This window comes from Dactylosporangium sp. CA-139066 (assembly GCF_050936175.1).
Classification (GTDB): domain Bacteria; phylum Actinomycetota; class Actinomycetes; order Mycobacteriales; family Micromonosporaceae; genus Dactylosporangium.
The window spans coordinates 8382398-8407362 of the sequence record NZ_JBNJNH010000001.1; the positions used below are offsets into that span (position 1 = coordinate 8382398).

Here is a 24965-nt window from a genome sequence, read left to right on the forward strand (position 1 = left end):
ATGGCCATCCTGCGTGCCCTCGACGACCTCGGCGGGCAGCTCGCGTTCTACCTGCGGGCGTTCTCGTGGACGCCGCGGACGCTGGCGCGGTACAAGCGCGAGATCGTCCGCCTGCTCGCCGAGGTCAGCTTCGGCGGCGGCGCGCTGGCCGTGGCCGGCGGCACCGTGGGCGTCATCTGCTTCATGACGTTCTTCACCGGTACGGAGGTGGGGCTGCAGGGCTACCAGGCCCTCGACCAGATCGGCAGCAGCGCGTTCACCGGGTTCGTCTCGGCCTACTTCAACACGCGCGAGATCTCGCCGCTGGTGGCCGCGCTCGCGCTGTCGGCGACCGTCGGCTGCGGCTTCACCGCCCAGCTGGGCGCGATGCGCATCTCCGAGGAGGTCGACGCGCTCGAGGTGATGGCGGTGCCGTCGCTGCCCTTCCTCGTCACCACGCGGATGATCGCCGGGCTGATCGCCGTGGTGCCGCTGTACGTGGTGGGCCTGCTGTCGAGCTACCTGGCCACCCGCACCATGGCCATCGTCTACTTCGGACAGTCGTCGGGCACCTACGACTACTACTTCCACCTGTTCCTGCCGCCCGGCGACGTGCTGTGGTCGTTCGCCAAGGTGCTGGTGTTCAGCGTCATCGTCGTGCTCGTGCACTGCTTCTACGGCTACACCGCCGCCGGCGGGCCGGCCGGGGTCGGCGTCGCCGTCGGGCGGGCCGTGCGGCTGGCGATCGTGTCGGTGAACGTCGTGGACTTCTTCCTGTCGCTGGCCATCTGGGGCGCGACGACGACGGTCCGGATCGCCGGATGAGGCGGCGGCTGCTCGGCATCGCGTTCGTGCTGCTGCTGGCGGCGGGGCTGGGGCTGGCCGTGCTGCAGTACCGCAAGGCCTTCGACGACGTCGTCTGGGTGACCCTGCGCGCCGAGCGCACCGGGCTGCAGCTCAACCCGGGCGCCGAGGTGAAGCTGCACGGCGTCGTCGTCGGCGAGGTGCGCACGGTCTCCTCCGACGGCTCCGGCGCCACGCTGCGCCTGGCGCTCGACCCGGCGCTGCTGCCCCAGATCCCGGCCGGCGTGAGCGCCCGGCTGCTGCCGAAGACCCTGTTCGGCGAGCGGTACGTCGCCCTGGTGCCCCCCGCCGTCCAGGGTGGACGGCCGATGCGGGACGGCGACGTCATCGGCCAGGACCGCACCGCGAGCGGCGTCGAGCTCGAGCGGGTCCTCGACGACGCCCTGCCACTGCTGCAGGCGATCCACCCCGACCGGCTCGCCGCCACCCTCGGCGCCCTCGCCACCGCCCTGGAGGGCAAGGGCGAGCAGCTCGGCGGCGACATCGCGACCCTCGACGACTACCTCGCCGCGCTCAACCAGGACATGCCGGCCATCGCCGAGGACGTGCGCCGCCTCGCCGCCGTGCTCGACGTCTACGACGGCGCGCTGCCGGACCTGCTCTCGATCCTGCGCGACGCGTCGGTCACCGCGACCACCGTGGCCGACGAGCGCGCGCAGCTCGCCACCTTCTACACCGACGCGACGGAGGCCGCCGACGTGACCCGGTTCTTCCTCGAGCGCCACGGCGACCAGCTCATCCAGGTCGGCGACGTGGGCCGGCCGGTGCTGGAGCTGCTGGCCGCGTACGCCCCGGAGTACCCCTGCCTGATGCGCGGCCTCGTCGCGCTGCAGCCGCGCGTCGAGCAGGTCTTCGCCGGCGGGCGGATGCACATCACGCTGGAGATCACCCGCGACAACGGCCCGTACCGCCACGGCGACGAACCCGTCTACGGCGCCCGCAACGGCCCCGACTGCCGCGGCCTGCCCAACCCGGCGGTCCCGGCGCCCGAGACCCCGATCAACGACGGCTACGACTACGGCGCCGCCCGGCCGCCGGCCGCGAAGCTCCCGGTCGGCACGGTCCCCGGCACAGTCCCCGGAGCACCGGCCGCGCTGCCGTCCGCCGACGCCGGCACCGCCGAGGAGAAGCGGCTGCTGCAGCCGCTGCTCGGCGCGGCGATGGGCGTGCCGCCGGCCGAGGTGCCCGACATCGCCGTGCTGCTGTGGGGCCCGCTGCTGCGCGGAGCGGTGGTGAACGCGAAATGATGCGCCCGCTGCTCAAGCTCGTCGCGTTCGCGCTCGTCACCGCCGCGCTGACCGGGCTGCTCGCCCAGACGCTCGGCGCGTTCGGCGGCGGCGGCACGCGCTACCGGGCCCGCTTCGCCGACGTCACCGGGCTGCTCGAGGGCGACGACGTGCGCATCTCCGGCGTCCGGGTGGGCGAGGTCGTCGGCATCAAGGTCGTGGACGACTCGGCCGCCGAGGTCGCGTTCACCGTCTCCGGCGATATCTCGCTCACCACGAGCGTCCGGGCCAAGATCCGGTACCGCAACCTCGTCGGCCAGCGCTACGTCGCCCTCACCGAGGGCCCCGGCGACGGCACGCCGCTGCGCACCGGCGGGCTCATCCCGCAGTCGCAGACCACGCCGGCGCTGGACCTCACCGTGCTGTTCAACGGCTTCCGGCCGCTGTTCACCGCGCTCACGCCGCAGGCCGTCAACCAGCTGGCGTACGAGATCATCCAGGTCCTGCAGGGCGAGGGCGGCACGGTGGCGAGCCTGCTGCGCTCCACCGCGTCGCTCACCGGCACGCTCGCCGACCGCGACGCGGTCATCGGCCGCGTCGTGAGCAACCTCAGCGCCGTGCTGTCCACACTGGACGACCACCGCGACGACCTCGACACCGTCATCGCGCGGCTGCAGCAGTTCGTCTCCGGCCTGGCCGGCGACCGGGCGGCGATCGGCGACGCGCTGGCCAACCTCGGCACGCTCACCGTCGACACGGCCGGGCTGCTGCAGGACGCCCGGCCGCCGCTGAGCGCCGACCTCGACGCGCTCGGCACCGTCGCCGGCACGCTCAACGACAACGCCGCGGTCATCGACCGGACGCTGGCCGGGCTGCCGCAGCGCTACGCCGACCTGACCCGCGTCGCCTCCTACGGCTCCTGGTTCAACTTCTACCTCTGCGACTTTGACGGCACGGTGACGATCAACGGCACAAAGCTCAACCCGGCGACGTTCAGCTCGCCGGCCGCCCGCTGCGCGGGTGCGGCATGAAACCGTTCCGGGAGCGCAACCCCGCCGTCGTCGGCGCCGTCTGCCTCGCCCTGCTGGCCGCCCTCGTCCTCGGCGCCTTCAAGATCGACGCGATCGCGGGGCTCGCCGCCACCACCTACCGGGCGGCGTTCCGCGACGCCAGCGGCCTCGCGCCCGGCAACGAGGTCCGGGTCGCCGGCGTGCGCGTCGGCAAGGTCACCGGCGTCGGGCTGGCCCGCAACCGCTCGGGCGCGTACGTGCGGGTCACGTTCCGGGTCGACGACGACGGCGTGCGCCTCGGCACCGCCACCGCCGCCACGATCCGCATCAAGACGGTGCTCGGGCAGAAGTACCTCGCCCTGTCCCCCGCCGGCCCCGGCCGCCTGGCCGAGGACGCCGAGATCCCGCTCGAGCGCACCGCGGCGCCCTTCGACGTCGTCCAGGCGGTCAGCGGGCTCGCCGACACCCTCGACCACATCGACACCGTCCAGCTCGCCGACGCCTTCACCACCATCGCCCGGACCTTCGCCGACACCCCGGCGAGCGTCCAGGCGTCGCTGGACGGGCTGTCGCGGCTGTCGAAGACGGTCAGCGACCGCGACGCCGAGCTGCGCGCCCTGCTGGCCCGCGCGCACGAGGTCAGCGGCGTCCTGGCCGCCCGCGACGAGGAGTTCCAGAAGCTCGTCGCCGACGGCGCCGCGCTGCTGGACGAGGTGAGCCGCCGCCGCGACGCCGTGCACGACCTGCTCGTCGGCACCAACGCCCTGGCCACGCAGCTGTCCGGCGTCGTGGCCGACAACCGCGACAAGCTCAGGCCCGCGCTGGAGCAGCTGCGCGGCGTGGTCGCGATCCTGCAGCGCAACCGCGACAACCTCGAGCAGACCCTGCAGCGCATGGGCCCGTTCGTCGACGCGTTCGCCAACGTCGTGGGCACCGGGCGCTGGTTCGACTCCTACGTCGCGGGCCTGCTCCAGCCCTACACGCCAACGACCGGAGGCCGCTGATGCGTAGACGTCGCGCCGTCGCGGTCGGCGCCGCCCTCGTGGTCGCCGCCGCCGTCCTCGCGCTGCACGGCAGCGGCGGGCCGCCGCCGCGGCGCCTCGTCGCGCACTTCACCCGCACCGTCGGCATCCACCCGGGCTCGTCCGTGCGCGTCCTCGGGGTGCGGGTCGGGGAGGTCGTCGCCGTCACGCCGCAGGGCTCGACCGTGCGGGTCGACATGCGCTACGACGCCGGCTGGCCCCTGCCCGCCGGGGCGCAGGCCCTCATCGTGCCGCCGAGCGTGGTCAGCGACCGCTATGTCCAGCTGACCCCGGCGTACACCGGCGGGCCCACCCTCGCCGACGGCGCCGACCTGCCCGTGGAGCGCACCGCGGTACCCCTGGAGATCGACGACATCTACCGGGCGCTCGACGACTTCAACCGGGCCCTCGGCCCCGGCGGCGCCAACGCGGACGGCGCCCTCACCGACCTCGTCGCCGCCGGCAAGGCGAACCTGGAGGGCAACGGCGACGACCTGCACGCCGCCCTGGCCGGCCTCGACCGCGCCTTCGCCACCGTCGCCGACGGCCGCCAGGACCTCTTCGGCACGCTCGTCAACCTGCAGGCGTTCACCACCGCCCTGGCCCGCAGCGACGCGCAGGTGCGCCTGTTCAACCAGCGCCTCGCCGACGTCGCCGGCCAACTCGCCGGGGAGCGCGACGACCTCGCCGCCGCCCTGCACGGCCTGGCCACCGCCCTGTCCCAGGTGACCGGGTTCATCCGCGACAACCGCGACGCCCTGAAGTCCAATGTGGACGCGCTCGCCGACGTGACCGGCATCCTGGTGCGCCAGCAGAAGGCCATCATCGAGATCCTCGACGTCGCGCCGCTGGCGGTGTCGAACCTCCACCTGGCGTACAACGCCCGCTCCGGCACCCTCGACACCCGCGACAACGCGCTCGGCCCCTACGACGCGGCCACCTACGTCTGCGCCGCGCTGGCCGACGCCCTGCCGGTCGCCCAGCTTCCGAAGGAGTGCCTCGCGTTGGGCAACAAGAAGCCGCCCGCCGCGCCGGACCCCAAGGCCACCGAGGTGGCCCGGGCTCCGGAGGTCACGCACGACCTCACGCTGGGCGGGATCCTGCCATGAGAGCCAAGGTTGCGATCGTCATCGCCGCGGCCCTGCTCGCCGGCGGGTGCCGGGTGCCGGCCGGCGACGGCTACGAGGTGACCGCCGAGTTCGCCGATGTGCTGGATCTGGTACCGCGGGCCGCCGTCAAGGTCGACGACGTGACCGTCGGCAGCGTCGAGGACATCTCCCTGTCCGGCTGGACCGCCCGCGTGCGGCTGCGGATCGGCCGCGGCGTCGAGCTGCCGGCGAACGCGACCGCCGCCGTGCGCCAGAGCAGCCTGCTCGGCGAGAAGTACGTCGCCCTGCAGGCCCCCGCCACCGAGGCGCCCCGCGGCCGCCTCGCCGACGGTGCCGTCGTCCCGCTCAGCCGTACGAAGCGCGGCGCCGAGGTCGAGGAGGTCCTGGCCGCGCTCGGGCTGCTGCTCAACGGCGGCGGCCTGGCCCAGCTCAAGACCATCAACGAGGAGCTCGCCAAGGCCCTCGACGGCCGCGAGCCCGAGGCCCGCGACGCCCTGGTCCAGCTCGACGCGTTCGTGGGCGGCCTCGACGCGCAGAAGGCCGACATCGTCCGGGCCCTCGACGCGCTCGACCGCCTCACCGCCTCTCTGTCCAGGCAGCGCGACGTCATCGGTACCGCACTGCAGTCCCTCGCCCCCGGCCTGACCGTCCTGGAGGAGCAGCGCCGCCAGCTCACGGTCGCCCTGACCGCGCTCGGCGACCTCGGCCGGGTCGGCACGCGGGTCGTCGAGCAGAGCCGCGACGACACCGTCGCGTCGCTGCGCGCGCTGCAGCCGATCCTGCAGCGGCTCGCGGAGGCCGGCGACGCGCTGCCGAAGTCCCTCGACTTCATGCTCACGTTCCCGTTCCCGCCCAACGTGAGCGGCGCGATCGTCGGCGACTACGTCAACCTCGGCGCCACCGCCGACCTCGACGCCGCGACGATCCTGTCGAACCTCCTCATCGCCCCGCCGCCGACCGCGGCCACAGCCACCGCCAAGCCGCCGGCGTCGGCCTCCGGCGGGTCGTCGTCCCCGGGTTCCTCGTCCGGGGGCGGCGGGGCGGCCAAGCCGCCGGTCCTGCCGCTGCAGTGCCTGCCGGTCGACGGCATCCTCAAGCCGGGCTGGAAGCCGCCGGACGGCTGCGGCCTGCCGAAGGACTGCCTGCTCATCCCGCCGGGCACCGCCGCGCCGCCCGGCAGCCTGCGCCCGCCCGGCGGCATCGTCCCGCCCGGGACCGTGTTCCCGCCCGGCACCGTCCTGCCGCCCGGCTACGCCCTGTCCCCGGCCTGCCTGCTGCCGCCGGTCACCGGCGCGATCGACGGGGTCCAGGGCGGCGTGAGCGACGTCCTCGGAGGAGGCCTGCTGCCGTGATACGGCTCTCCACGAAGCTGCGGGTCCTCGCCTTCCTCGTCGTCGGCGCCGTCGGGATCGCCTACGTCGGGCTCAACTACGTGGGCCTGGGCGAGCTCCTGCTCGGCCGCGGCACCACCGTCTACGTCGACCTGGCCGAGGCCGGCGGGCTGTTCGCGAACGCGCCCGTCACCTACCGGGGCGTGCCGGTCGGGCGGGTCGAGGACGTCGGGCTGTACCGCGGCGGCGCCCGCGCCCGGCTGCACCTGGACGACGGCGTCCGCGTGCCGGCCGCCACCCGCGCCGTGGTCGCCCAGCGCTCCGCGGTCGGCGAGCAGTTCCTGGACCTGCGCCCCGACGCCGACGCGGCGCCGTACCTGCGCGACGGCTCCGTCATCCCGCGCGAGCGCACCGGCACGCCGCTGGCGCCGGAGACGCTGCTGGCCAACCTCGACGCGCTGGTACGTTCCGTCGACCCCGACGCCCTGTCGACCGTCATCGACGAGCTCGGCACCGCGTTCGAGGGCAACGAGCAGGCGCTGCGGCGCATCATCGACGCCGGCGACCTCATCCTGCGCGAGGCCTCGGCGACGCTGCCGCAGACCCGCACCCTCATCGACGACGCCCGCACGGTGCTGGCCACGCAGGAGCAGTCCGCGGCCGCCATCCGGCAGTGGGCCGCCGGCCTGGCCCAAATCGCCGCGACGCTGCGCTCGGCCGACCCGGACCTGCGCCGCATCATCGCCGACGCCCCGCCCGCCGCGCGCGAGCTCGTCGGCCTGCTCGACGACCTCAACCCGCAGATCGGCACCCTGCTGGCCAACCTCATCGCCGTCGACGGCGTCGCCGCCCGCCGGCTGCCCGGCATCGAGCAGCTGCTGGTGGTGTACCCGCTCGCGGTCGCCGGCGGCTTCACCGTCACGCCCGGCGACGGCACCGCGCACTTCGGCCTGGTGCTCAACGTCGACAACCCGCCGTCGTGCCAGTACGGCCAGGGCGCGCGCTGCACCGCCGTCCGCGGCACGAACAACGCACCGCGGCCCGGCGGCACCGACCCGGCACCGCCGCCGCCCGCGACGACGGTGAACGGCTCCGACGGCAGCCCGCTGCTGTTCGGCGCGACCGGCGGCCAGTACGCGCTGGCCGGCGACCAGTCCTGGAAACAGCTCCTGCTGTCCGGCCTCACCCCCTGACCCCCCGACCCCCGGAGGCACTGCCGTGTCAACCGTTTCGAAGCGCGCCCTGCGGCTCGTCCCCGGCGGCGCCGAGCAGCCCTCGCCCCCGCCCCGAAGCGTCCAGCGGCGGGCCGCCACCCGCCGCCGGGCCACCGTGCGCCGCGACCCGATCGTCGAGCTGCTGTCCCGGCTGGACGAGGAGCCGGCCGCCGAGGAACCGCCGGCAACGTTTCGGTGGGTCACCGTCGCGCTGGCCGCCGTGCTGTGCGCGGTGCTGGCCGCGGCGGCCTTCCTCGGGTACCGCTGGTACGAGGACCGCGCCCTGGACAGCGCCCACCAGCGCGCCGTCGCCGCCGCGAAGCAGGCGACGGTCGACTTCGTCTCGGTCAGCGCGGCCACGGTCGACCGCGACCTGCAGCGCATCGTGGCCGCCGCGACGGGCGACTTCCACGACGAGTTCACCCGCGGCCAGGCCCAGGTCCGGGCCGCGGTCGTGGAGAACAACGTCGACTCCCGCGGCACCGTCCTGCGCGCCGCGCTCGTCTCCGGCGACCGCAACACCGCCGTCGTGCTCGTCGCGATCGACGCCACGGTCCGCAACGCCAAGTCCCCGGAGGGCCGCGCCTCCCACTACCGCATCCAGCTCGACCTGACCCACGACCGCGACTCCGACCGCTGGCTCGTCAACAAGCTGCAGTTCGTCGGCTGAAAGGACCTTCGACCATGGCCAAGCTCAAGGACCTGCTGACCGCCCGCCGCGGCCGCCGCTCGACCGCCGCGCTCCTGCTGGCGCTGGTGCTGGCCGCCGGCGCGGGAGCCGCCGCCTGGTACGCCCACGACGAGTCCCACCGGCGCGACGTGGCCGTGCGCCAGTCCCTGGCCGCGGCCCCCGCGGCGGCCCAGGCGATCTTCTCCTACGACTACCGCAGCTTCGACGCCAGCACGTCCAACGCCCGCGCGTTCATCACCGGCGACTTCGCCGCCGAGTACGCGAAGACGACGGCCGCCCTGAAATCGAACGCCGTCGCCGAGCAGGCGATCGTGCGCGCCGAGGTCTCCGCGACCGGCGTCGTCACCGCGTCCGCGCAGAGCGTCGACCTGCTGCTGTACGTGAACCAGTACCGCCGCAACACGAACATCACCGGCGAGAAGGTCGACCAGAACCGCGTCGTGCTGACCATGGTCCCGGCCGACGGCACCTGGAAGGTCTCCCACGCCGTGGCCCTGTGACGACGCTCAGGCGCCGCTACGGCAGCCACGCTCCGGCGACCATGACGTCGCGGCCGGCGAGCTCGTTCACCTCTCGCCAGGCCTGGATCAGCGACGGGCGGATCCGGAAGTACGGGTAGTGGGTGCGCTCGCGCCGCGGATCGAACCCGGTCTTCTCGGCGAACGCGTCCCCGGCCTCGTCGCTGACCGCGTCGAGGGTCTCCGCGGTGCCCTCGATCAGCACGACGTCGCGGGTCGGCCCGATCGTCAGCCGCACCCGCCCGCCGGCGCGCAGGTTGCGCGCCGTCGGGTTGGCGGCGGCGGTGGAGATCAGCAGCGTCTCGCCGTCCCAGAGGAACGACAGCGGCACCAGGTACGGGGTGGCGTCCGCGCCGGCGGTGGCCACCCAGGCGTCGACGTCCTGCTCGAGCCGGTGCAGGGTGTCCAGCCGGCGCTGCTCGCGCGGCCGCGGCGGTGCCCCGCTCATCGCGCCGCCCGGGCCACGAGCGCGGCGATGCGCTCCTCGTCGGCGGCGGTCAGCTCGGTGAGCGCGAACGCGCTCGGCCACATCGCGCCGTCGTCGAGGTTCGCCTCGTCGCTGAAGCCCAGCGTCGCGTACCGCGAGTTGAACTTCCGCGCGCACTGGTAGAAGCACACGACCTTGCCGTCGCGGGCGTACGCCGGCATGCCGTACCACAGCTTCGGCGCCAGCCCCGGCGCGGCGGCCGTGATGATGGCGTGCAGCCGCTCGCCGATCGCGCGGTCGGCCGGCTCCATCTCGGCGATCTTGGCCAGCACGTCGCGCTCGGCCTCCGCCTGCGCCGTGCGCGGGTCGCGCTTCGCGCTCGTGCGGACCTCCCGCGCGTGCTCCCGCATCGCGGCCTTCTCGGCGTCCGAAAACGTGGTCTTCATGGCGAAAGTCCCTTCCGTGGGGGTTCTCAGGAGTCCTGCAGCAGGCCGAGCACGTTGCCGTCGGGGTCGGTGACGGTGGCCACCAGGCGGCCGCCGCCGACGTCGCGGACCGGGTCGCTGACCGTGGCGCCGGCGGCGACGACCGCGGCGAGCCGGGCCTCGATGTCGGGCACGTGCCAGTACGCGACCGGCGCCGCCATCGCCTGCGGCCCGCCGCCCGGCACGAGCCCGATCTGCTGGCCGCCGACCTCGAAGCCGACGTAGAAGGAGCTGTCGGTCTGCGGCGCGACGCCGGCCAGGGCGGCGTACACCTCCTTGGCTTTGGCCAGGTCCGACACGGGGTGCAGCACGGTCTTGATCATGTTTCCTGCGGTGGCGTCGTTCATGGCACCAAGCCTCGCCCGGCGACCCGCCCGCGGACATCCGTGGCGACCACGGAGAGCACCACGGAGCCCGGCCGCGGGGGTGCGGCAGGATGGGGGCCGTGGAGGCGACGCAGGCGGGGATCTCGGGCCGGGAGGCGGAGGTGCTCACGCTGCTCGCGGAGCACATGAGCAACGCCGAGATCGGCGCCAAGCTGTACATCTCCGTCCGCACCGTCGAGACCCACGTCTCGTCCCTGCTGCGCAAGCTCGGCGCCGCCGACCGCCGGGCCCTCGCCGCGCTCGCCGCCGAGTGGGGCCGGGCCGCGCGCGGCGGCCGGGCCGCGGCCGGGCTGCCGGCGCCGGTGACCCGCTTCGTCGGCCGCGCCCGGGAGCGGGCCGAGCTCGCCGCCGCGATCCGCGCGCACCGGCAGGTCAGCGCGGTCGGCCCGGGCGGCGTCGGCAAGACCCGCCTGGCCCTCACCGTCGCCGCGGACGCGGCCGGAGACTTCGCCGACGGTGTCTGGTTCGTCGACCTCGTCCCGATCACCGACCCGGCGATGGTCGGCGCCGCGGTGGCCGCGGCGGCCGGCATCGGCGAGCAGCAGGGCCGCGGCCTGGACGAGTCCGTCGCCGCCGCGCTCGCCGACCGCCACGCCCTGCTCGTGCTCGACAACTGCGAGCACGTCCGCGACGGCGTCGCCCCGTTCCTGGAGCGGCTGCTGGCCGCCTGCCCCCGCCTGACGGTGCTCGCGACGAGCCGGGCCCGCCTCATGGTCCCCTTCGAGCGGGTCCAGCCGGTGCCGCCGCTGTCGCTGACCGGCGACGGCGACGCCCTCGCGCTGTTCCTGGAGCGGGCCGCCGCCGTCGGCTGGCCCGTCGCCGCCGAGCAGCACGCCGCGGCCGCCGAGATCTGCCGGCAGCTCGACGGCGTCGCGCTGGCGATCGAGCTGGCCGCCGCCCGGCTGCCCACCCTCGGCCTGGACGGGCTGGCCGCCGTGCTCGGCGACCAGCTGCGGCTGCTCACCGGCGGCGCCCGGGCCGACGACCGGCACCGCTCCGTGCGGGCCGTGCTCGACTGGAGCTACGCCCTGCTCGACGACGCCGACCGCGCGCTGCTGCGCCGCCTCGCCGTCTTCGTCGCGCCGTTCACCGCCGGCGCCGCCGCCGCCGTCACCGGCTCGAGCCTGGCCGCCGTCGCCGACGGCCTGTCCCGGCTGGCCGAGCAGAGCCTGCTCACCGCGGCCCCCGGCGCCGGCGGCACCCGCTACCGGACGCTGGAGACCATCCGGCAGTACGGCGCGGAGCGCCTCGCCGCCGCCGGCGAGCTCGACGCCGTCCGCTCGGCGCACCTCGCGTGGTGCGTGGCCAGCGCCGCGGAGCTCACCGGCGCGGCCGGGCCGGGCGACGGGCCGTGGCGGGCCCGCTTCGACGCCGTCGCCGACGACCTGCGGGCCGCGCTGGGCTGGGCGGCCGGCGTCCCCGAGCACCGCGCGGACGCTCGCGGGCTGGCGCAGGCGCTGGCCGAGCTCGCGTTCGCGCGCAACCTCGTCGGGGAGGCGCAGCAGCGCTACGAGCAGGCGGCCGCCCTCGCCGGGGACCCCGCGGACGCCGCCGAGGCGCTGCGCGGCGCCGCCGCCGTGGCCGGATGCCGGCTGCTCGGCGACGACATGTACCGGCTGCACCGCGCCGCCGCCGAGGCCTACCGCCGGGCCGGCGACGCGACCGGGGCCGCCCGGCAGCTCGCGGCGGCGGCCACCGCCGCCCACCGCTTCTCCGGCGCGTTCACCCGCGTCCCGCCGGACGACGAGCCGCCGGCGTTGCTGCGCGAGGCCCGCGACCTGGCCGGCGACGACCCGGCCACCGAGGCCGCGGTGGTGCTGGCCGAGGCGGCGGTACTCGCCGACGCCTTCGGCTCCGACCAGGGCCCGTCGGACAACGCGGTGACCGAGACCCTCGCCGCCGCCGAGCGCGCGGTCGCCCTGGCCCGCCGCGCCGGCGACCCCCTGGCCGAGTCCGCGGCGCTGGACTCCCTCGCCGGCGCGCACAGCTGGGCCGGGGACAGCTTCGCCGCCGCCGCCACGGCGCGGGGGCGGATCGCGATGCTGTCCGCGGTACCGACGACACCCGCCAGCCTGCACGAGCTCGCCGACGCCCTCGTCTCGGGCGTCGACACCAGCGTCGGCGTCGGCGACCTGCCCACGGCCCGCCGCTGGAGCCGCCGGCTGGCCGAGCTGCCGCAGCTGGCGGAGGTCGGCCACTACGCGCTGTCGTGGCGGCTCATGGTCGACGTCCTGGCCGGCGAGACCGCCGACGTGCTGGCCGCGAGCGAGCGCTTCCTCGAGGCCTGGGAGCGCACCGGCCGCCTCCGCGCCCCGCGCCTGGCCTCGGCCGCCGCGGGCGTGGCGCTGACCCACGCCCTGCGCGGCGACGAGGCGGAGCGGGCCCGCTGGCTCGACATCGCCGACCGCCTCGGCGCGACCCCGGAGCGCAGCGTCGGCTACGGCGCCGTCTTCGACGCGACCGTGCACCTGCACCACGGCCGCGCCGGCGCAGCACTGGCCGTCCTGGCCCCCGAGCCGGAGCAGGTGTGGAAGTGGGTGACGTGGATCTGGCTGCACTGGTACGTCGCCCTGCGCGCCGAGGCCGCGGTCCTCGCCGCCCACCCGGACGCGCGCACCCGCATCGCCGCGGCCCGCAGGGTCGTGGCCGGCAACCCGATCGCGACGGCCCAGCTGGACCGCGCCGAGGCCCTCCTGGACGCCGACCCGGCCCGCGTGCTGGCCACGGCGTCGGCCTTCGAGGCGGCCGGCGCCCACTACCAGCACGCGCGCAGCCTGACACTGGCCGCCACCGTGCCGCCCGCCGGCAATGGGGCATGAGCCACGACGACTTGCCAGCCCCGAGCCTTCGCCCCGCGGCCCCTGGATCGTCGACGGCCTGGCCAAGACTGATCCTGACCGCGGCTGGAACCCGCTACGGCGCGGCCGTACGATCGGGAGTGAGCTGATCGGAGGGCAGGACGTGAGTGGCAGGGTGGCGCCCGCTGGTTCGGGCTATGCCGACCAGCGGCACTATGTCGTCGCCACGGACCTGCGTGAACTCCGCGGTCCCGCCGGCGCAACGGTGACACTCGACCGCCGGCTGGATTGGTCCGGCGACGGGCACTACGACCTCGATGATCCCGGCGATCTCCAGCTGATGTACCAGACGGTGCTGAACCAGGCGTCGAGCGTGGACGACCTGTGCCGGTGGCTCGACGGTCCGACGCTGCGGCGGATCTGGCCGGACCTGTGGCTGCCGCACCGACTGCGAGCGCTGTGGCAGGCGAGGTTCCCTGAGTTGGCAGGGCCGCCGCAAAGGCTGGCCAGCTGAATGCAACCGATCCACCTCCACCTGGCGGAGATCGGCTTGCAGGTGGCCGCGCAGTATGGCTTTGCGCTGGCCGGCGGGTATGCAGTCCAGGCGGGTTCGAGACGTTTGCGCGCCTCGCCGTCACCGATCAGGACCGTCCCGGCGAGCCGTACAAGGTCGAGCTGGCAGCCAACTGGCGAGCCCAGCCACCGGTCGCGATGGGATCGGGCCCGTCCTGCACATCGACGACGTGGTCGCCGGCAAGATGTCCGCCCTGTTTACCCGGGCGGAGCCACGCGACTTTCTCGACGTCGACGCCGCGGTGGCCTCCGGCCGCTACAGCCGGGAGCGGCTGTGCGAACTCGCGGAGCAGGCGGACGCCGGCTTCGACCGCCGCGTGCTGGCCGAGCTCTCGGCGTGCTGGAACGGTATCCGGACCGGCGCTTCGCCGCCTACGGCGTCGACGGCGAGCACATCGCCGCCCTGCGAGCCCGCTTCGCCGATTGGCGCCGGCAACTGCCGCAGCGCTGATCGCTGCGGCCGCTCAGTGAGCACAGCACACCTGCTCAAGTAGGAGCGCGGCTCCCACGCCGGGAGCGAAGCGGGCTATGAGCCAGCCAGGAAGGGGAGGCCGGCGTAGCCGAGCTGCTCGGCGAACTGGGTGCCGTCCACCTTGCCCGACAGTTCCAGGCTCACCATGCCGTGGGCCAGGGCCCACAGGTGCAGCGCGACCGGCTCCGGGGAGCCGGGCATGAAGCGGCCCTCGCGCTGGCATCTCGCCACCGCGGTCACCAGGGGCTCGTACGTGGCGTCGGCGGCCTCCGTGCTCGGGAAGCCGCTCGTGAACATCAGGCCGTACAGGTGCGGGCTGGCCAGCGCGGCCTCGCGGTAGGCGAAGCCGAGTGCGGCCAGGTCCGCCAGGGCGTCGTCCGTGCGCGGGACCGCGGCCAGTGCCCGGCCGAGGCGGCGGAAGCCCTCGCGGTGCATCGCGTCCAGCAGGCCCTGCTTGTCGCCGAACAGGGTGTACACCGGCATCGTCGACACGCCCGCCGCGGCGGCCACCTTGCGCAGGGAGAGGCCGGCGGGGCCCTCCTCCACCAGGATGCGGGCCGCCGCGTCGACGAGTCGGGCGGTGAGCTCGGGGTTGACGTACGCCACGAACGACGACTATAACAGCGTTATGAGCAATAACGTCGTTATACCGCTTCACGCCGCGGCGTCGACCCTGGCGTTGCTGCTCGGGGGGTACAACCTCCTGCGGCGGGTCCGCGGGGACCGGGCGCACAAGGTGGTCGGGCGGGTGTGGGTCGGGGCGATGTACGCCTCGATCGTCAGCTCGTTCTTCATCCGGGCCCTCGACCCGGGGCACTTCAGCTGGATCCACGGGCTGTCCGTCTTCACATTCGGCACGCTCAGCATCGGGCTGTGGGCGGCGCTCACCGGGCGCACCGAGACCCACCGGCGGTTCATGACCGGGTCCTACCTCGGGCTGCTCGGCGCGTTCGCCGGCGCGGTCGTGGTGCCGGTCCGCGACATTCCACAGTGGATCGTGCACCGGCCGGTGGAGCTCGGGCTGGGGTTGCTCGCCTGCGTCGCCGTGGCGGCGGGCGTCATCCGGGCCGGAAGCTACGACCAGTCCAGGCCGGAGCGGGTCCGCCAGTAGGCCTCGGGCGGCTCGGCCAGCGCGAGGGCGCGCAGGTTCGCGGCGAGCTGGGCGGTCGTCGCGGCGCCGGAGAGGACGACGGCGGCCCACGGCTGGTGCAGTACCGCGGCGATCGCCTCCGCGTCGTGGGCGGCCAGGCGGCCGTTGGCCAGGGCCTCCTTCACGATGACGCGCCGGCCGTCGGCGTGGGCCTCGGCCAGGGCCGGTCCGGCCGACGGCTCGAGCAGGTTCCAGGTGGCCTGGACGGATCGGAAGAGCGGCTCGCCGGCCACCTCGACGCGCAGCGCGGCGCGGATCGCCTCGGCCTGCCGCGGGCCGCTCACCGACAGGCCGACCGTGACCCCGGTGGCGGCGAGGCCGGCGAGGCGGCGGTGCAGCTCGCGGTCGGCGAGCGCCGGGCTGTCCGGGGTGACGGAGTGGATGTGGTACACGTCGAGGCGCTCCCCCAGCAGCGCCCGCGTCTCGGCCAGCTGGCGCTCGAACGTCGCCGCCGAGTGGTCCTTGGTCTCGTGGACGGGGGCGTCGACGCGCCAGCCGGCGACGTAGGTGTACCCCCACTTGGAGCCCACGACGACGTCCGGATGACCGGCCAGCCAGCCGGCCAGGAACTCCTCCGCGCGGCCGTAGGAGCGGGCCACGTCGACGTAGCGCACGCCGGCGGCGTACGCGGCGTCGAGCAGCTCGTGGCTGCGCTCGCGCATCGCGGCGACCGAGCGGTCGGCGGGCAGGTCCCGGTCGCGGCCGAGGTTGATGTACCCCGGGCGGCCCACGGCGGCCAGGCCCAGCCCGATGCGGTGCGCCGGAACCGTCGTGTCGAGGCGGTCGAAGCCCATCAGGCGGGCTGCAGGTGCTCGGCCAGGATGGCCAGGTGGGTCCGCCGGGCGTCGCCGTGGCGGGCCAGGCCCTCCGGCGTGAGGTTGACGAACACGCCGCGGCGGTCGGCCTCGCACAGCGCCCGCGCGACGAGCCCGTTCTTCTCCAGCCGGGCCACCGCCCGGGACAGGGCGCTCTGGCTGAGATACATGTCCGCGGCGAGATCCTGCATGCGTCGCTTCTCACAGTCCTGTTCGATGAGACGGTCGAGGATCTCGAACTCACTCAGCGTCAGGCCGTGCCGCTCCGACAGCGCCCGCTCCAGATGGCCCGCGACCTCGTTGTAGCTGGTCAGCAGCGACCGCCAACGCTCGATCAGGACTCCGTCGGACCTCATGGGCGGCATCCTACTCTTCCGCGAGTGCGATTGCACCTGCATTAAATGCGCGCGGATTTAGTGCATAGACATTGAATGCACACGCATCTAGTGTCGGCGCTCGTGACTACAACACTCACCGAAGCCAAGGCACCGCGGGCGGCAGAGCAGGTCTGGACTCCACGGCTCTGGGGCGTGCTGGCGGTGCTGTGTGCCGTGCTGTTCCTCGACGCGCTCGACGTCTCGATGGTCGGCGTGGCGCTGCCCTCGATCGGCGGCGACCTGAACCTGTCGACCACCGCGCTGCAGTGGATCGTCAACGGGTACGTGCTCGGCTACGGCGGCCTGCTCCTGCTCGGCGGGCGCACCGCCGACCTGCTGGGCCGCCGCCGCATCTTCCTCGTCGCGCTCGGCGTCTTCGCCGTGGCGTCGCTGATCGGCGGCCTCGTCGACGACGGCGACCTGCTCATCGCGACCCGGTTCGTGAAGGGCCTGGCGGCCGCGTTCACCGCGCCGACCGCCCTGTCGATCCTCACCACCACGTTCGCCGAGGGCCCGGCCCGCAACCGCGCGCTGTCGGTCTTCTCGGTGTTCGGCGCGAGCGGGTACTCCTCCGGGCTCATCCTCGGCGGCCTGCTCACCACGGCCGGCTGGCGCTGGACGTTCCTCATTCCCGTCCCGCTGGCGCTCGCGGCCCTCGCGGCCGGGGTCGCCCTCATCCCGCGCGACCGGCCGGCGGCCGAGGGCGGGCACGACCTGGCCGGCGCCGCGACGCTGGTCGGCGGCATGCTGCTGGCGGTGTACACCGTGGTCTCGGCCCCGGCGCGCGGCTGGCTCGACCCCGTCACCCTGGCCATGGCCTTCGGCGCGGTGGCGCTGCTGGCCGCGTTCGTGGCCGTCGAGCGCCGGGTCGCGCACCCGCTGATCCGCCTGGGCATCCTGCGCTCCGGCTCGATCGTGCGGGCCAACCTGAGCATGGTGGCGCTGTTCGGCTCGTACCTGAGCTTCCAGTTCATGATGACGCTGTACCTGCAGGACGTGCTGCACTGGTCGCCGCTGCGCATGGCCCTGGCCCTGCTGCCGGCCGGCCTGCTGGTGGCGTTCGTCTCGCCGTTCGTCGGCCGGCTCATCACCCGGCACGGCACCGCCCCGCTCATCACCGGCGCGATGCTGTCGATGAGCCTGGGCTACGGCTGGTTCCTGCTGACCGCGGGCGCGGCCCCGCACTACGCGGTGACCACGCTGCCGACGATGCTGCTGCTGGGCGGCGGGTTCGCGTTCGGCTTCAGCTCGATCATGGCGCAGGCCACGCACGGCATCGCCGACGCCGAGCAGGGCCTGGCCTCGGGCCTGGTGCAGACCTCGGGCCAGGTCGGGGCGGCACTGGTGCTGGCCGCGGTGACCGCGGTCATCGCCACCGCCGGCCCGGCCGGCACCCCCGGCTTCACCCAGTTCCACCCGGGCATCAACCTGGTGACCGGCGTGGCCGTGGTGGGGCTGGCGCTGAGCCTCGCGCCGCTGGCGCTCAGGCGTGCACGAACGGAATCGTCGTCGCCAGCTGCACGAACCCCAGGCGCTTGAGGATCGGGCGGCTGTCGTCGGAGGCGTCCACCTGCAGGTAGCGGTAGCCCGCCGCGGCCGCGAGCGCGGCCCGGTGGGCCACCACCGCGCGGAACACGCCGCGGCCGCGCCAGTCGGCCGCGGTGCCGCCGCCCCAGATGCTCGCGAACGCCGTGCCCGGGTGGAACTCGATCCGCCCCGCGCAGATCGGGCGGTCCCCGGCCATCGCCACGACCGCCCGGACGGTGTCGGGGCGGGCGAGCACGGCCCGGCCGATGGCCGAGTGGTCGCCGCCGAACACCTCGTCGTGCACGCTCACCAGCAGCTCGGCCTCCGGCGCCGACGTCACGGGCACGAGGTGTACACCCTCCGGCAGTTGCACCTCCTGAGGCAGCGCCGCGACCTCGGCGGCCAGCAGGGCCTCCGGCGGGCCCGGCTCGAAACCGGCGGCGAGCAGCCGGGCCGGCAGGTCGGCGGGGCGGTCGTGCGAGTACAGCTTCCACTCCCACGGCACGCCGGCGGCGGCGAAGCGGCGGACCTGGGCGGCGATGACCGCGGCCGGGTCCAGGCCGGTCAGGTCGGTCCAGGTGATGCCGGTCCAGCCGTCGTCGGCGGTGACGACCCGCACGATTCCCGGCTCGCGCTCGACGGCGGCGCCCGGGCCCTCCAGCGGGTGCTGGCGGATCTCCCGGTCGAAGCGGGCGAGGATCTCCTCGGCGTCCATACGCATCACCCGACACCGGCGACGCCGCGCTCGCAACCGAATTCCGCGACGACCGCGATCGGGCCGCGCAGGTGGGCGTTGAACGCGTCGAGCTCCTCGGCCGGCACCCACAGTTCGTCGATGCCGCTGCCGCCGGCGCGGCGGGTGGGGTACCGCCGGCAGAACCCGGTGTCGACCCGGAACTCGGTGACGTAGCCGCGCCCGCTGGCCGGCACGTTCCACTCCTGGGCGATCTGCTCGGCGTACCCCCGGTTGAGCACCGGATAGAAGATGGGCTGGTCCGGCAGGCGGGGCGGGAACGCGCACCAGCCGGCCAGATCCAGCAGGCGGTGCTCGCCGGGCCCGATCGGCCGCCACAGCAGCGTCGTGCCGCCGGGCTCCTCGACCCGCCCGGCGAGGGCCCGCCGCAGCAGCGAGACGACTCGTGGATCCGCATGGTGTACCGCGGGAGAGTCCGCGAACGCCACGAAGTCCACCTCGCCGATGAGCCAGCGCCACCCGTCCTCCGGCGGGTCGGCGCGCAGGGCCACGTCGAGCAGGGTCTCGTCGTCGAGCGGGTAGGCGCCCGCCGCGCCCCGGTGCCCGACGGCCCGGGCGAGCAGCTCGCCCGCCTGGTCGCCGTCGGCCCGCAGTACCGTCACGTCCTCGCCCCGACCGAGCGCATAGATCATGGCTCGATCATGCAGGACGGTTGGTCGGCGGTACTTAGCCCGGATTGAGTATCTGCACGGGCGCGGGCGGCGCGGGCTGCGATCCTCGGGCGTGCCGCATCCGCCGCTGGCTGCGCGCTCAGGCCCGCCCGGTGCGGCGGCGGTAGAACGAGTGGACGGCGGCCTGGCCGGTGTAGTTGGGGCCGGCGTCGTCGTCGGCGCCGAGGTACTCGTACGGCAGGCTGACGTCCCCGCGGTCGTCGCGGCCGATGCGCCGCCGGCGCCCGTCGTAGCTGAAGCCGGCCTCGCGCAGGTCGGCGGCCAGGCGCCGCCCGGCCGGGGCGCCGCCGGCCAGGCGGACCGCGGACAGGTCGAGGTCGGCGACGAGCCGGCCGCCGTCGGTGAGCCAGCCGGCGGCCCGGGCGAGCAGGCCGAGCTTGTCGCCGACGTAGTGCAGGCCGTGGACGCTGGTGATGAGGTCGTAGCGGCGGTGCGGAACCCAGGTGAGCACGGGGGCGGCGGTGAGGCGCAGCCACGGTACGTCCGGGGCCGGGTCGAAGGCGTCGACGAGATCGACGCCCTCGACCAGGACCCGGCCGGCCACGCCCTGTTCGCGCAGCCGGCCGGCGGCCTGGATGAGCGCCCGCCCGGTGCCGCAGCACAGGTCGAGCCAGGCGACGGTGTCGGGCGCGCCGGTGACCCGCAGCAGGGCCGCCAGCACGTCGACCGGGTTGAATCCCAGCTCACGCTCGTAGCTGTTGACGCCGGCGAGCTGCCGTTCGCGGTTCATGTCGTTGTTCGCCACCACTGCCGATCCGGCGAGGGCGTCGTCGTCGAGCAGGGGCACGGCGACATGATCGCAGCTAATGCCGGTGGCGGGAACCCCCATGATCGTCCCCGGCCCGGTCGTCGCCGCCGTGCCGGTCATGGTCGTTGTCGTCGCGGAGGCCGCCATTGCCGTCGCGGAGACCGCCGTGGTCGTCGGCGGAGGCGCTGACGGACGGGCTCGGGGCGTCGGTGCCGTGGTCGTCGGCGGAGGGGCTGACCGACGGGCTCGCGGCGTCGGTGCCGTGGTCGTCGGCGGAGGGGCTGACGGACGGGCTCGGGGTGTGGGTGCCGTGGTCGTCGACGACGACCCGGGCCGGGTCGTCGTCGTGGCGGCCGGGGCCGCTGGCGGCCAGGGCGGTGCCCCCGATCGCCAGGGCCGCCACGATCGTCGCGGGAATCACGAGCAGTCTGCGCATTGCCGTACACCTTTCGCTTCGCTGGTGCGCTCAACGGTGCCGGGCGTCGCGTCAACGGATTCCTGGCCGCACGCTAACGTTCGGTTAAGAGCTCCAGGGTCACGCGGGAGCCGGAGACGGTCATGCGGCCGCCGGTCGATTCCGCGGTACGGCGGGCGATGTCCAGGCCCAGGCCGGTCGAGCCGCCGGCGCTCACGCCGCGCTCCCCCGACCCCGGGGCGATGCCGGGGCCGTCGTCCTCGACGACCAGGTCGGCGCCGCCGGGGGTGGCGCGCAGCGTGACGGCGAAGCCGGTGCCCTCCTCGGTGTGGGCGAAGACGTTGCCCAGCAGGGCGTCGACGGCGGCGGCGAGGTCGGCGGCGGATGCGGCGACCGGCCGCGGGCCGGGGTCGAGGGCGGTGCGCACGGGCCGGGCCTGGTCCTCGGCGAGGACGGACCAGAAGGCGACCCGCTCGGCGACGACCGCGGCGGCGTCGCACGACGGGGCGGTGCGCTCGCGGCGGGCGTCCTCGATGACCGCGGTCAGCGCCCGGTCGAGGGCGTCGACGTGGCCGAGCATGCGCTCGGCGTCGGCCGGGTCCGCGAGGCTCTCGGCGTCCAGGCGCAGCGCGGTCATCGGGGTGCGCATGCGGTGCGACAGGTCGGCGGCGGCCTCCCGCTCCTGGCGCAGCAGGTCGCGGATCCGCCCGGCGAGCCGGTTGAGCGCCGCGGCGACCGCGCGCACCTCGGGCGGGCCCTCGCCGGTGGCCCGGCGGTCCAGGTCGCCGGCCGAGAGCCCCTCGGACACCGCGGCCAGGCCGCGGATCGGGCGCACGACGGCGACCGCGAGCCGGTCGGCGACGGCGAGGCCGAGCAGCAGCAGGCCGGCGCCGACGGCGGCGAGCACCAGCCAGGACCGGGTCACGCCGCGGTGCAGGTCCGACTCCGGCACGAACGAGCGCACGACCGCGGTGCCGCCGGGCAGGCCCTGCACGGCGACGACGATCTCGCGGCCGCCGGCGTGGGCGACGGTGAAGCTGCCGCTGCGGGCCGCGAGCCGCACCGCGGGGGTGGCCGCGACCGGGGCGCCGACGACGGTACCGCCGGGCAGGTACACGGTCACCGGATGCGCACCGTCCACATTGGCCTGTTCGACGCTGAGGCGCAGCGACTGCGCGTCGGCGGTGGCGACCAGCGCGGCGAGCGCCTGCGCCTGGGCGAGCGCTGTGGCGACCGCCCGGTCCTCGGCGGCGGCGCGCAGCAGCAGGGCGAGGGGCACGAGGAACGCGGCCAGCACGAGCGCCATTGCGGCCGCGACCAGCAGGGCGAGCCGGCGCCTCACGGCGTCGGACCCGGCGGCGTGATCCCGAACCGGACGCCGACCCGGCGTACCGTGTGGAGGCGCCGCGGCTCCTGCGCGGTCTCCCCCAGCTTGCGCCGCAGCCACGACAGGTGGACGTCGACGGTCTTGTCCGCCGCCGTGTACGGCACCTGCCACACCTCGGTGAGCAGCTCCCGCTTCGACACGACCTCGCCGGCGCGGGCGACGAGGTGGTACAGCAGGTCGAACTCCCGCGGCGTCAGCTCCAGCGGCGCCCCGTCGACGCTCGCGACGCGGGCCCGCGGGTCCACCCGCACCCCGTCGGCCTCGACCGTGGGATCGCGCTGCTCGGCCGGGCGGGCGGTGCGGCGCAGCACGGCGCGGATGCGGGCGTCGATCTGGTCGGCGCCGTAGGGCTTCACGACGTAGTCGTCGGCGCCGGCGTCGAGGGCCCGGACCATCTCGCCCTCGGCCCGCCGGGCGGTGACGACGATGACCGCCACCTGGCTGACCGCCCGCAGCATCCGCAGCGCCTCGCGCCCGTCGAGGTCGGGCAGCCCGAGGTCGAGCAGGACCACGTCGGGCGCCTCGGCGACGACCAGCTTGAGGCCGTCGAGGGCGGTCCCGGCGGGTACCACCACGTGCCCCCGCCCGGCCAGCGCCCGCACGATTCCCGTGCGGATCGTCGCGTCGTCCTCCACGATGAGCACCTTGGCCATATCGCGAGGTTAACCATTCCTTAGCGTCGGGCGGCGCAGACTGGTCGGCATGAGGATGCGTTGGCCCCTGGCGGCGGGCGCGTGGCTGGCCGCCGCGGCCCTGGCCACGGCCGCGTCGATCGGCGCCGTCGGCTCGCTGCGCCAGGGGCTGTTCGGCCCGTCGGACCAGCCCCGGCGCGAGTCCGAGGTGGAGGCCGAGCTGTCCGCCTCGCCCGGGGAGCCGCCGTCGGGCGGGGGCGGCACTCAGGGCGAGGAGCCGTCCTCGGCCGGGCCGTCCGTGCCGGAGGCGACGGCCGCGACGCGGGCGCTGTCGACGGGCGGCGGCAGCCTCGTCGTGTCGTGCGACGGCGGGCGGGCGACGCTGGAGTCGTGGATCCCGAAAGCCGGGTTCGAGGCCGACCACGTCGTGCGCGGCCCCGCCGACGCCGTCTCGCTGCGGTTCAAGGCCCGCTCCGGCGGCGGGCAGTTCCGGGCCACGGTCACCTGCGCCGGCGGCGTGGCGTCCCTGAGCGTCTCCGGCGACGACGGCTGAACAAGCGTTATCGGAGCGGCTCGATGTTCATCTGTCTCAAGCGAGAGAGAGGACATCACATACGCAAGAGCGTGCTCGTGGTCGCGGTCGCCCTCGTCGCCGGCGGCGTCGCCGTCTGGCCAGCGGGCGCGGCGGTCGCGCCGGTCGCCGGCGGGATGTGCACCCTGGCCGCCGGGGCCGGCGGCAAGTGCATCGACGTGGCCGGCGCGCCGGCGGACAACGCCGCCAAGCTCGTCCAGCTGGCCTGCAACGCCGCGGCCACCGACGTGCTGCACGCCGAGTGGCTCGCCGAGCGCGTCGACGGCGGGACCGATCCGCGGATCCAGGAGCGGCTCATCCGCGCGACGCTCGGCGCGAGCCACAACGCGCAGCTGCACCCGCTCGACCTGCAGTTCGACGGGCGGGACGGGGCGGCGGAGGCCGGGACTGACAATCGGGACGGGGAGCGGTACGCTTCGTTCGATGCTTACCAACGAGCGCAGATCGGGGGTCCCGTCCACCAAAGGTGAGTGCTGATGGGCATTCACGACCTGGACGGCCGACTGGCATTCTGGCTGCGGACACGTGAGTTCGCCGTTCCGCGGCACATGATCGAGACAGCCACCGCCCGGCGGGAAGCCGGGGACTGGGGCGGGGCCTGCGCCGCGGCGCGGGTCGACGTGGATCTCAACCTCCGGGTGCTCGCGCGGGAGCGCGGGCCCGACACCGCGGCGCTGGTCCGCGCCGACCTGCGGCATCTCGCGCCCGACCTGCTGCGCTGGCACATGCCGCGGATCGCGCCCGACGGGCTGCTGCGGCCGGGGCTGACCGTGGGGCTGGCCCGGTACGCCGACCTGCACCTCGTCGCGCGCACGCCGCCGGGGTGGGCGGGGGCCGGGCAGCGGATCAGCCTCGCGCTGTGGGACGGCGGCGGCGCCGGGTCGCACCCGCATCCCCGGCCGGACCGGCACTTCCGGCTCGACCTGCACCGGCACCTGTGGGACGCACGCCGGGCCGGCGAGCTCGCGGTGCGCGCCGGCGGGCCGGGGCGCTGGGCGGCCGAGGCGGCGATCCTGCGCGCGGCCGACGGCGCCGGGGACGCCGACGTCGTCGTGCGCCTCGGCGGCGCGCGGAGGCTGCGGCTGGCCCGCGACGGCACCACCCGGCCGGCGAAGCGGACCGAAGCGACGCTGCCGGTCCTGCCGCACGCGGCGACGTGGGAGCCGCCCGACGCCGAGCTGCTGCGCGCCGGACTCATCGACCCCGGCCGGCTGCACCCGCTCGTCGCCGCCGCGCTCGCGCCGGGTCACCGCGTCCGCGCCGGTACGGCCGGCGAGGACGGCGTGCGCATCGTCGAGTGCCGCGGCGAACGGCACCGCATCGGCCTGCTCGGCGGGGTGCTGGTCGCGCTCGACCACGACCCGGCGCAGCTACGCCGGGAGGAGCTGCTCGCCGCGCTCGGGGGGCCGCCACTGCCGTGCCTGCAGGCGATCGACGACGCCCACCGGCACCCGGAGTGCCTGGAGGACGTGCGGGCGCGCCTGGACCACGGCGACGCCGACGGGGCGCTGTGCGCCGTCGAGGCGCTGCTCGGCCCGGACGCGCCGCTGCGCCACGGGCCGCTGCGCGACGCCCTCGACGCCGCCGTGCGCGGCCGCGTCGCCCACGGCCTCTTCCGCGCGGGGCTGGCCGACACCGGCCCGGCCCTGCCCCCGCGGCCTCCCCGCCACGCCGGGCAGGCCGACACCGGCCCGGCCCTGCCTCCACGGCGTCCCCGCCGCGCCACCCGCTGACATTCACAAAAGCCGACACCGGCCCGGCCCTGCCCCCGCGGCGTCCCGCCGCGACACCC

28 protein-coding genes and 1 pseudogene are annotated in these 24965 nt (G+C 75.3%); 17 read left to right on the top strand and 12 right to left on the bottom strand.

The window, feature by feature from the left end:
* The 9 genes from ACQEVU_RS38325 to ACQEVU_RS38365 are packed head-to-tail and all read left to right on the top strand — an operon-like array spanning position 1 to position 8946.
* Positions 1–804: an MlaE family ABC transporter permease gene (locus tag ACQEVU_RS38325; RefSeq protein WP_433332503.1), complete on the top strand. Its 804-nt coding sequence runs from the start codon at positions 1–3 to the stop codon at positions 802–804.
* On the top strand, positions 801–2090 hold the full coding sequence (locus tag ACQEVU_RS38330; RefSeq protein ID WP_433332505.1) for an MCE family protein: 1290 nt from the start codon (positions 801–803) through the stop codon (positions 2088–2090). The genes ACQEVU_RS38325 and ACQEVU_RS38330 overlap by 4 nt, the downstream gene beginning before the upstream one ends.
* On the top strand, positions 2087–3100 hold the full coding sequence (locus ACQEVU_RS38335; RefSeq protein ID WP_433332507.1) for an MCE family protein: 1014 nt from the start codon (positions 2087–2089) through the stop codon (positions 3098–3100). The genes ACQEVU_RS38330 and ACQEVU_RS38335 overlap by 4 nt, the downstream gene beginning before the upstream one ends.
* Positions 3097–4083: an MCE family protein gene (locus ACQEVU_RS38340; RefSeq protein ID WP_433332509.1), complete on the top strand. Its 987-nt coding sequence runs from the start codon at positions 3097–3099 to the stop codon at positions 4081–4083. The genes ACQEVU_RS38335 and ACQEVU_RS38340 overlap by 4 nt, the downstream gene beginning before the upstream one ends.
* Positions 4083–5210, top strand: coding sequence for an MCE family protein (locus tag ACQEVU_RS38345; RefSeq protein WP_433332511.1), 1128 nt, complete (start codon positions 4083–4085; stop codon positions 5208–5210). The genes ACQEVU_RS38340 and ACQEVU_RS38345 overlap by 1 nt, the downstream gene beginning before the upstream one ends.
* Positions 5207–6562: an MCE family protein gene (locus tag ACQEVU_RS38350; RefSeq protein WP_433332513.1), complete on the top strand. Its 1356-nt coding sequence runs from the start codon at positions 5207–5209 to the stop codon at positions 6560–6562. Before ACQEVU_RS38345 ends, ACQEVU_RS38350 begins: the two co-directional genes overlap by 4 nt.
* Positions 6559–7734 (top strand): MCE family protein, encoded by a 1176-nt coding sequence (locus ACQEVU_RS38355; RefSeq protein ID WP_433332515.1) that lies wholly within the window; start codon positions 6559–6561, stop codon positions 7732–7734. The genes ACQEVU_RS38350 and ACQEVU_RS38355 overlap by 4 nt, the downstream gene beginning before the upstream one ends.
* Positions 7735–7759: 25 nt before the next feature.
* A complete protein-coding gene (locus tag ACQEVU_RS38360) occupies positions 7760–8425 on the top strand; it encodes a hypothetical protein (protein WP_433332517.1) in 666 nt (221 codons plus the stop codon).
* 14 nt (positions 8426–8439) lie between these two features.
* Positions 8440–8946 carry a hypothetical protein gene (locus ACQEVU_RS38365; RefSeq protein ID WP_433332519.1) on the top strand — a complete coding sequence of 169 codons (507 nt, stop codon included), beginning with the start codon at positions 8440–8442 and terminating at the stop codon, positions 8944–8946.
* A gap of 16 nt (positions 8947–8962) precedes the next feature.
* Here ACQEVU_RS38365 and ACQEVU_RS38370 read toward each other — a convergent pair whose 3' ends face one another.
* The 3 genes from ACQEVU_RS38370 to ACQEVU_RS38380 are packed head-to-tail and all read right to left on the bottom strand — an operon-like array spanning position 8963 to position 10223.
* On the bottom strand, positions 8963–9412 hold the full coding sequence (locus tag ACQEVU_RS38370; RefSeq protein ID WP_433332521.1) for a pyridoxamine 5'-phosphate oxidase family protein: 450 nt from the start codon (positions 9410–9412) through the stop codon (positions 8963–8965).
* Positions 9409–9837: an iron chaperone gene (locus tag ACQEVU_RS38375; protein WP_433332523.1), complete on the bottom strand. Its 429-nt coding sequence runs from the start codon at positions 9835–9837 to the stop codon at positions 9409–9411. The genes ACQEVU_RS38370 and ACQEVU_RS38375 overlap by 4 nt, the downstream gene beginning before the upstream one ends.
* 26 nt (positions 9838–9863) lie before the next feature.
* Entirely contained in the window at positions 9864–10223 is a 360-nt protein-coding gene (locus ACQEVU_RS38380; RefSeq protein WP_433332525.1) for a VOC family protein, read from the bottom strand.
* A gap of 98 nt (positions 10224–10321) precedes the next feature.
* Here ACQEVU_RS38380 and ACQEVU_RS38385 point away from each other — a divergent pair, with 98 nt between their 5' ends.
* The 3 genes and pseudogenes from ACQEVU_RS38385 (at position 10322) to ACQEVU_RS38395 (ending at position 14084) form a co-directional block, all read left to right on the top strand.
* Complete coding sequence (locus tag ACQEVU_RS38385; RefSeq protein ID WP_433332527.1) at positions 10322–13081, top strand: LuxR C-terminal-related transcriptional regulator; 2760 nt, start codon at positions 10322–10324, stop codon at positions 13079–13081.
* A gap of 142 nt (positions 13082–13223) precedes the next feature.
* A complete protein-coding gene (locus ACQEVU_RS38390) occupies positions 13224–13574 on the top strand; it encodes a hypothetical protein (protein ID WP_433332529.1) in 351 nt (116 codons plus the stop codon).
* Positions 13575–14084, top strand: a pseudogene (locus tag ACQEVU_RS38395) (nucleotidyl transferase AbiEii/AbiGii toxin family protein). It abuts the gene before it with no gap.
* Between the two features lie 75 nt (positions 14085–14159).
* Here ACQEVU_RS38395 and ACQEVU_RS38400 read toward each other — a convergent pair.
* Positions 14160–14711, bottom strand: a complete 552-nt coding sequence (locus ACQEVU_RS38400; protein WP_433332531.1) for a TetR/AcrR family transcriptional regulator — start codon at positions 14709–14711, stop codon at positions 14160–14162.
* A 22-nt stretch (positions 14712–14733) separates the two neighbouring features.
* Here ACQEVU_RS38400 and ACQEVU_RS38405 point away from each other — a divergent pair, with 22 nt between their 5' ends.
* Entirely contained in the window at positions 14734–15216 is a 483-nt protein-coding gene (locus tag ACQEVU_RS38405; protein WP_433332533.1) for a DUF2306 domain-containing protein, read from the top strand.
* Here the strand turns inward: ACQEVU_RS38405 and ACQEVU_RS38410 are convergent.
* Together ACQEVU_RS38410 and ACQEVU_RS38415 are read right to left on the bottom strand one after the other, a co-directional pair.
* Positions 15180–16049 (bottom strand): aldo/keto reductase, encoded by an 870-nt coding sequence (locus ACQEVU_RS38410; RefSeq protein WP_433332535.1) that lies wholly within the window; start codon positions 16047–16049, stop codon positions 15180–15182. The two genes, ACQEVU_RS38405 and ACQEVU_RS38410, sit on opposite strands and share 37 nt — an antisense overlap.
* Positions 16049–16426 (bottom strand): MarR family winged helix-turn-helix transcriptional regulator, encoded by a 378-nt coding sequence (locus tag ACQEVU_RS38415; protein WP_433332537.1) that lies wholly within the window; start codon positions 16424–16426, stop codon positions 16049–16051. The genes ACQEVU_RS38410 and ACQEVU_RS38415 overlap by 1 nt, the downstream gene beginning before the upstream one ends.
* 102 nt (positions 16427–16528) lie before the next feature.
* Between ACQEVU_RS38415 and ACQEVU_RS38420 the strand changes: the two genes are divergently transcribed.
* Positions 16529–17986 (top strand): MFS transporter, encoded by a 1458-nt coding sequence (locus ACQEVU_RS38420; protein ID WP_433332539.1) that lies wholly within the window; start codon positions 16529–16531, stop codon positions 17984–17986.
* Here the strand turns inward: ACQEVU_RS38420 and ACQEVU_RS38425 are convergent.
* The 6 genes from ACQEVU_RS38425 to ACQEVU_RS38450 form a co-directional block, all read right to left on the bottom strand.
* Positions 17931–18689 (bottom strand): GNAT family N-acetyltransferase, encoded by a 759-nt coding sequence (locus ACQEVU_RS38425; protein WP_433332541.1) that lies wholly within the window; start codon positions 18687–18689, stop codon positions 17931–17933. The two genes, ACQEVU_RS38420 and ACQEVU_RS38425, sit on opposite strands and share 56 nt — an antisense overlap.
* 5 nt (positions 18690–18694) lie before the next feature.
* Positions 18695–19099, bottom strand: a complete 405-nt coding sequence (locus ACQEVU_RS38430) for a hypothetical protein (RefSeq protein WP_433335234.1) — start codon at positions 19097–19099, stop codon at positions 18695–18697.
* A 379-nt stretch (positions 19100–19478) separates the two neighbouring features.
* Positions 19479–20186: a class I SAM-dependent methyltransferase gene (locus ACQEVU_RS38435; protein WP_433332543.1), complete on the bottom strand. Its 708-nt coding sequence runs from the start codon at positions 20184–20186 to the stop codon at positions 19479–19481.
* 16 nt (positions 20187–20202) lie between these two features.
* Positions 20203–20583, bottom strand: coding sequence for a hypothetical protein (locus ACQEVU_RS38440; protein WP_433332545.1), 381 nt, complete (start codon positions 20581–20583; stop codon positions 20203–20205).
* Positions 20584–20656: 73 nt separating this feature from the next.
* Positions 20657–21904, bottom strand: coding sequence for a sensor histidine kinase (locus ACQEVU_RS38445; RefSeq protein ID WP_433332547.1), 1248 nt, complete (start codon positions 21902–21904; stop codon positions 20657–20659).
* The gene (locus ACQEVU_RS38450) at positions 21901–22602 is read right to left on the bottom strand and encodes a response regulator transcription factor (protein WP_433332549.1); all 702 of its coding nucleotides are present in this window, start codon (positions 22600–22602) and stop codon (positions 21901–21903) included. The genes ACQEVU_RS38445 and ACQEVU_RS38450 overlap by 4 nt, the downstream gene beginning before the upstream one ends.
* A 49-nt stretch (positions 22603–22651) precedes the next feature.
* Between ACQEVU_RS38450 and ACQEVU_RS38455 the strand changes: the two genes are divergently transcribed.
* The 3 genes from ACQEVU_RS38455 to ACQEVU_RS38465 all read left to right on the top strand — a co-directional run bounded on the left by ACQEVU_RS38455 (position 22652) and on the right by ACQEVU_RS38465 (position 24906).
* The gene (locus ACQEVU_RS38455) at positions 22652–23134 is read left to right on the top strand and encodes a hypothetical protein (protein WP_433332551.1); all 483 of its coding nucleotides are present in this window, start codon (positions 22652–22654) and stop codon (positions 23132–23134) included.
* A gap of 71 nt (positions 23135–23205) precedes the next feature.
* Positions 23206–23643, top strand: coding sequence for an RICIN domain-containing protein (locus ACQEVU_RS38460; RefSeq protein WP_433332553.1), 438 nt, complete (start codon positions 23206–23208; stop codon positions 23641–23643).
* A gap of 6 nt (positions 23644–23649) precedes the next feature.
* On the top strand, positions 23650–24906 hold the full coding sequence (locus ACQEVU_RS38465; RefSeq protein WP_433332555.1) for a hypothetical protein: 1257 nt from the start codon (positions 23650–23652) through the stop codon (positions 24904–24906).
* The last annotated feature ends 59 nt before the right edge of the window (positions 24907–24965 follow it).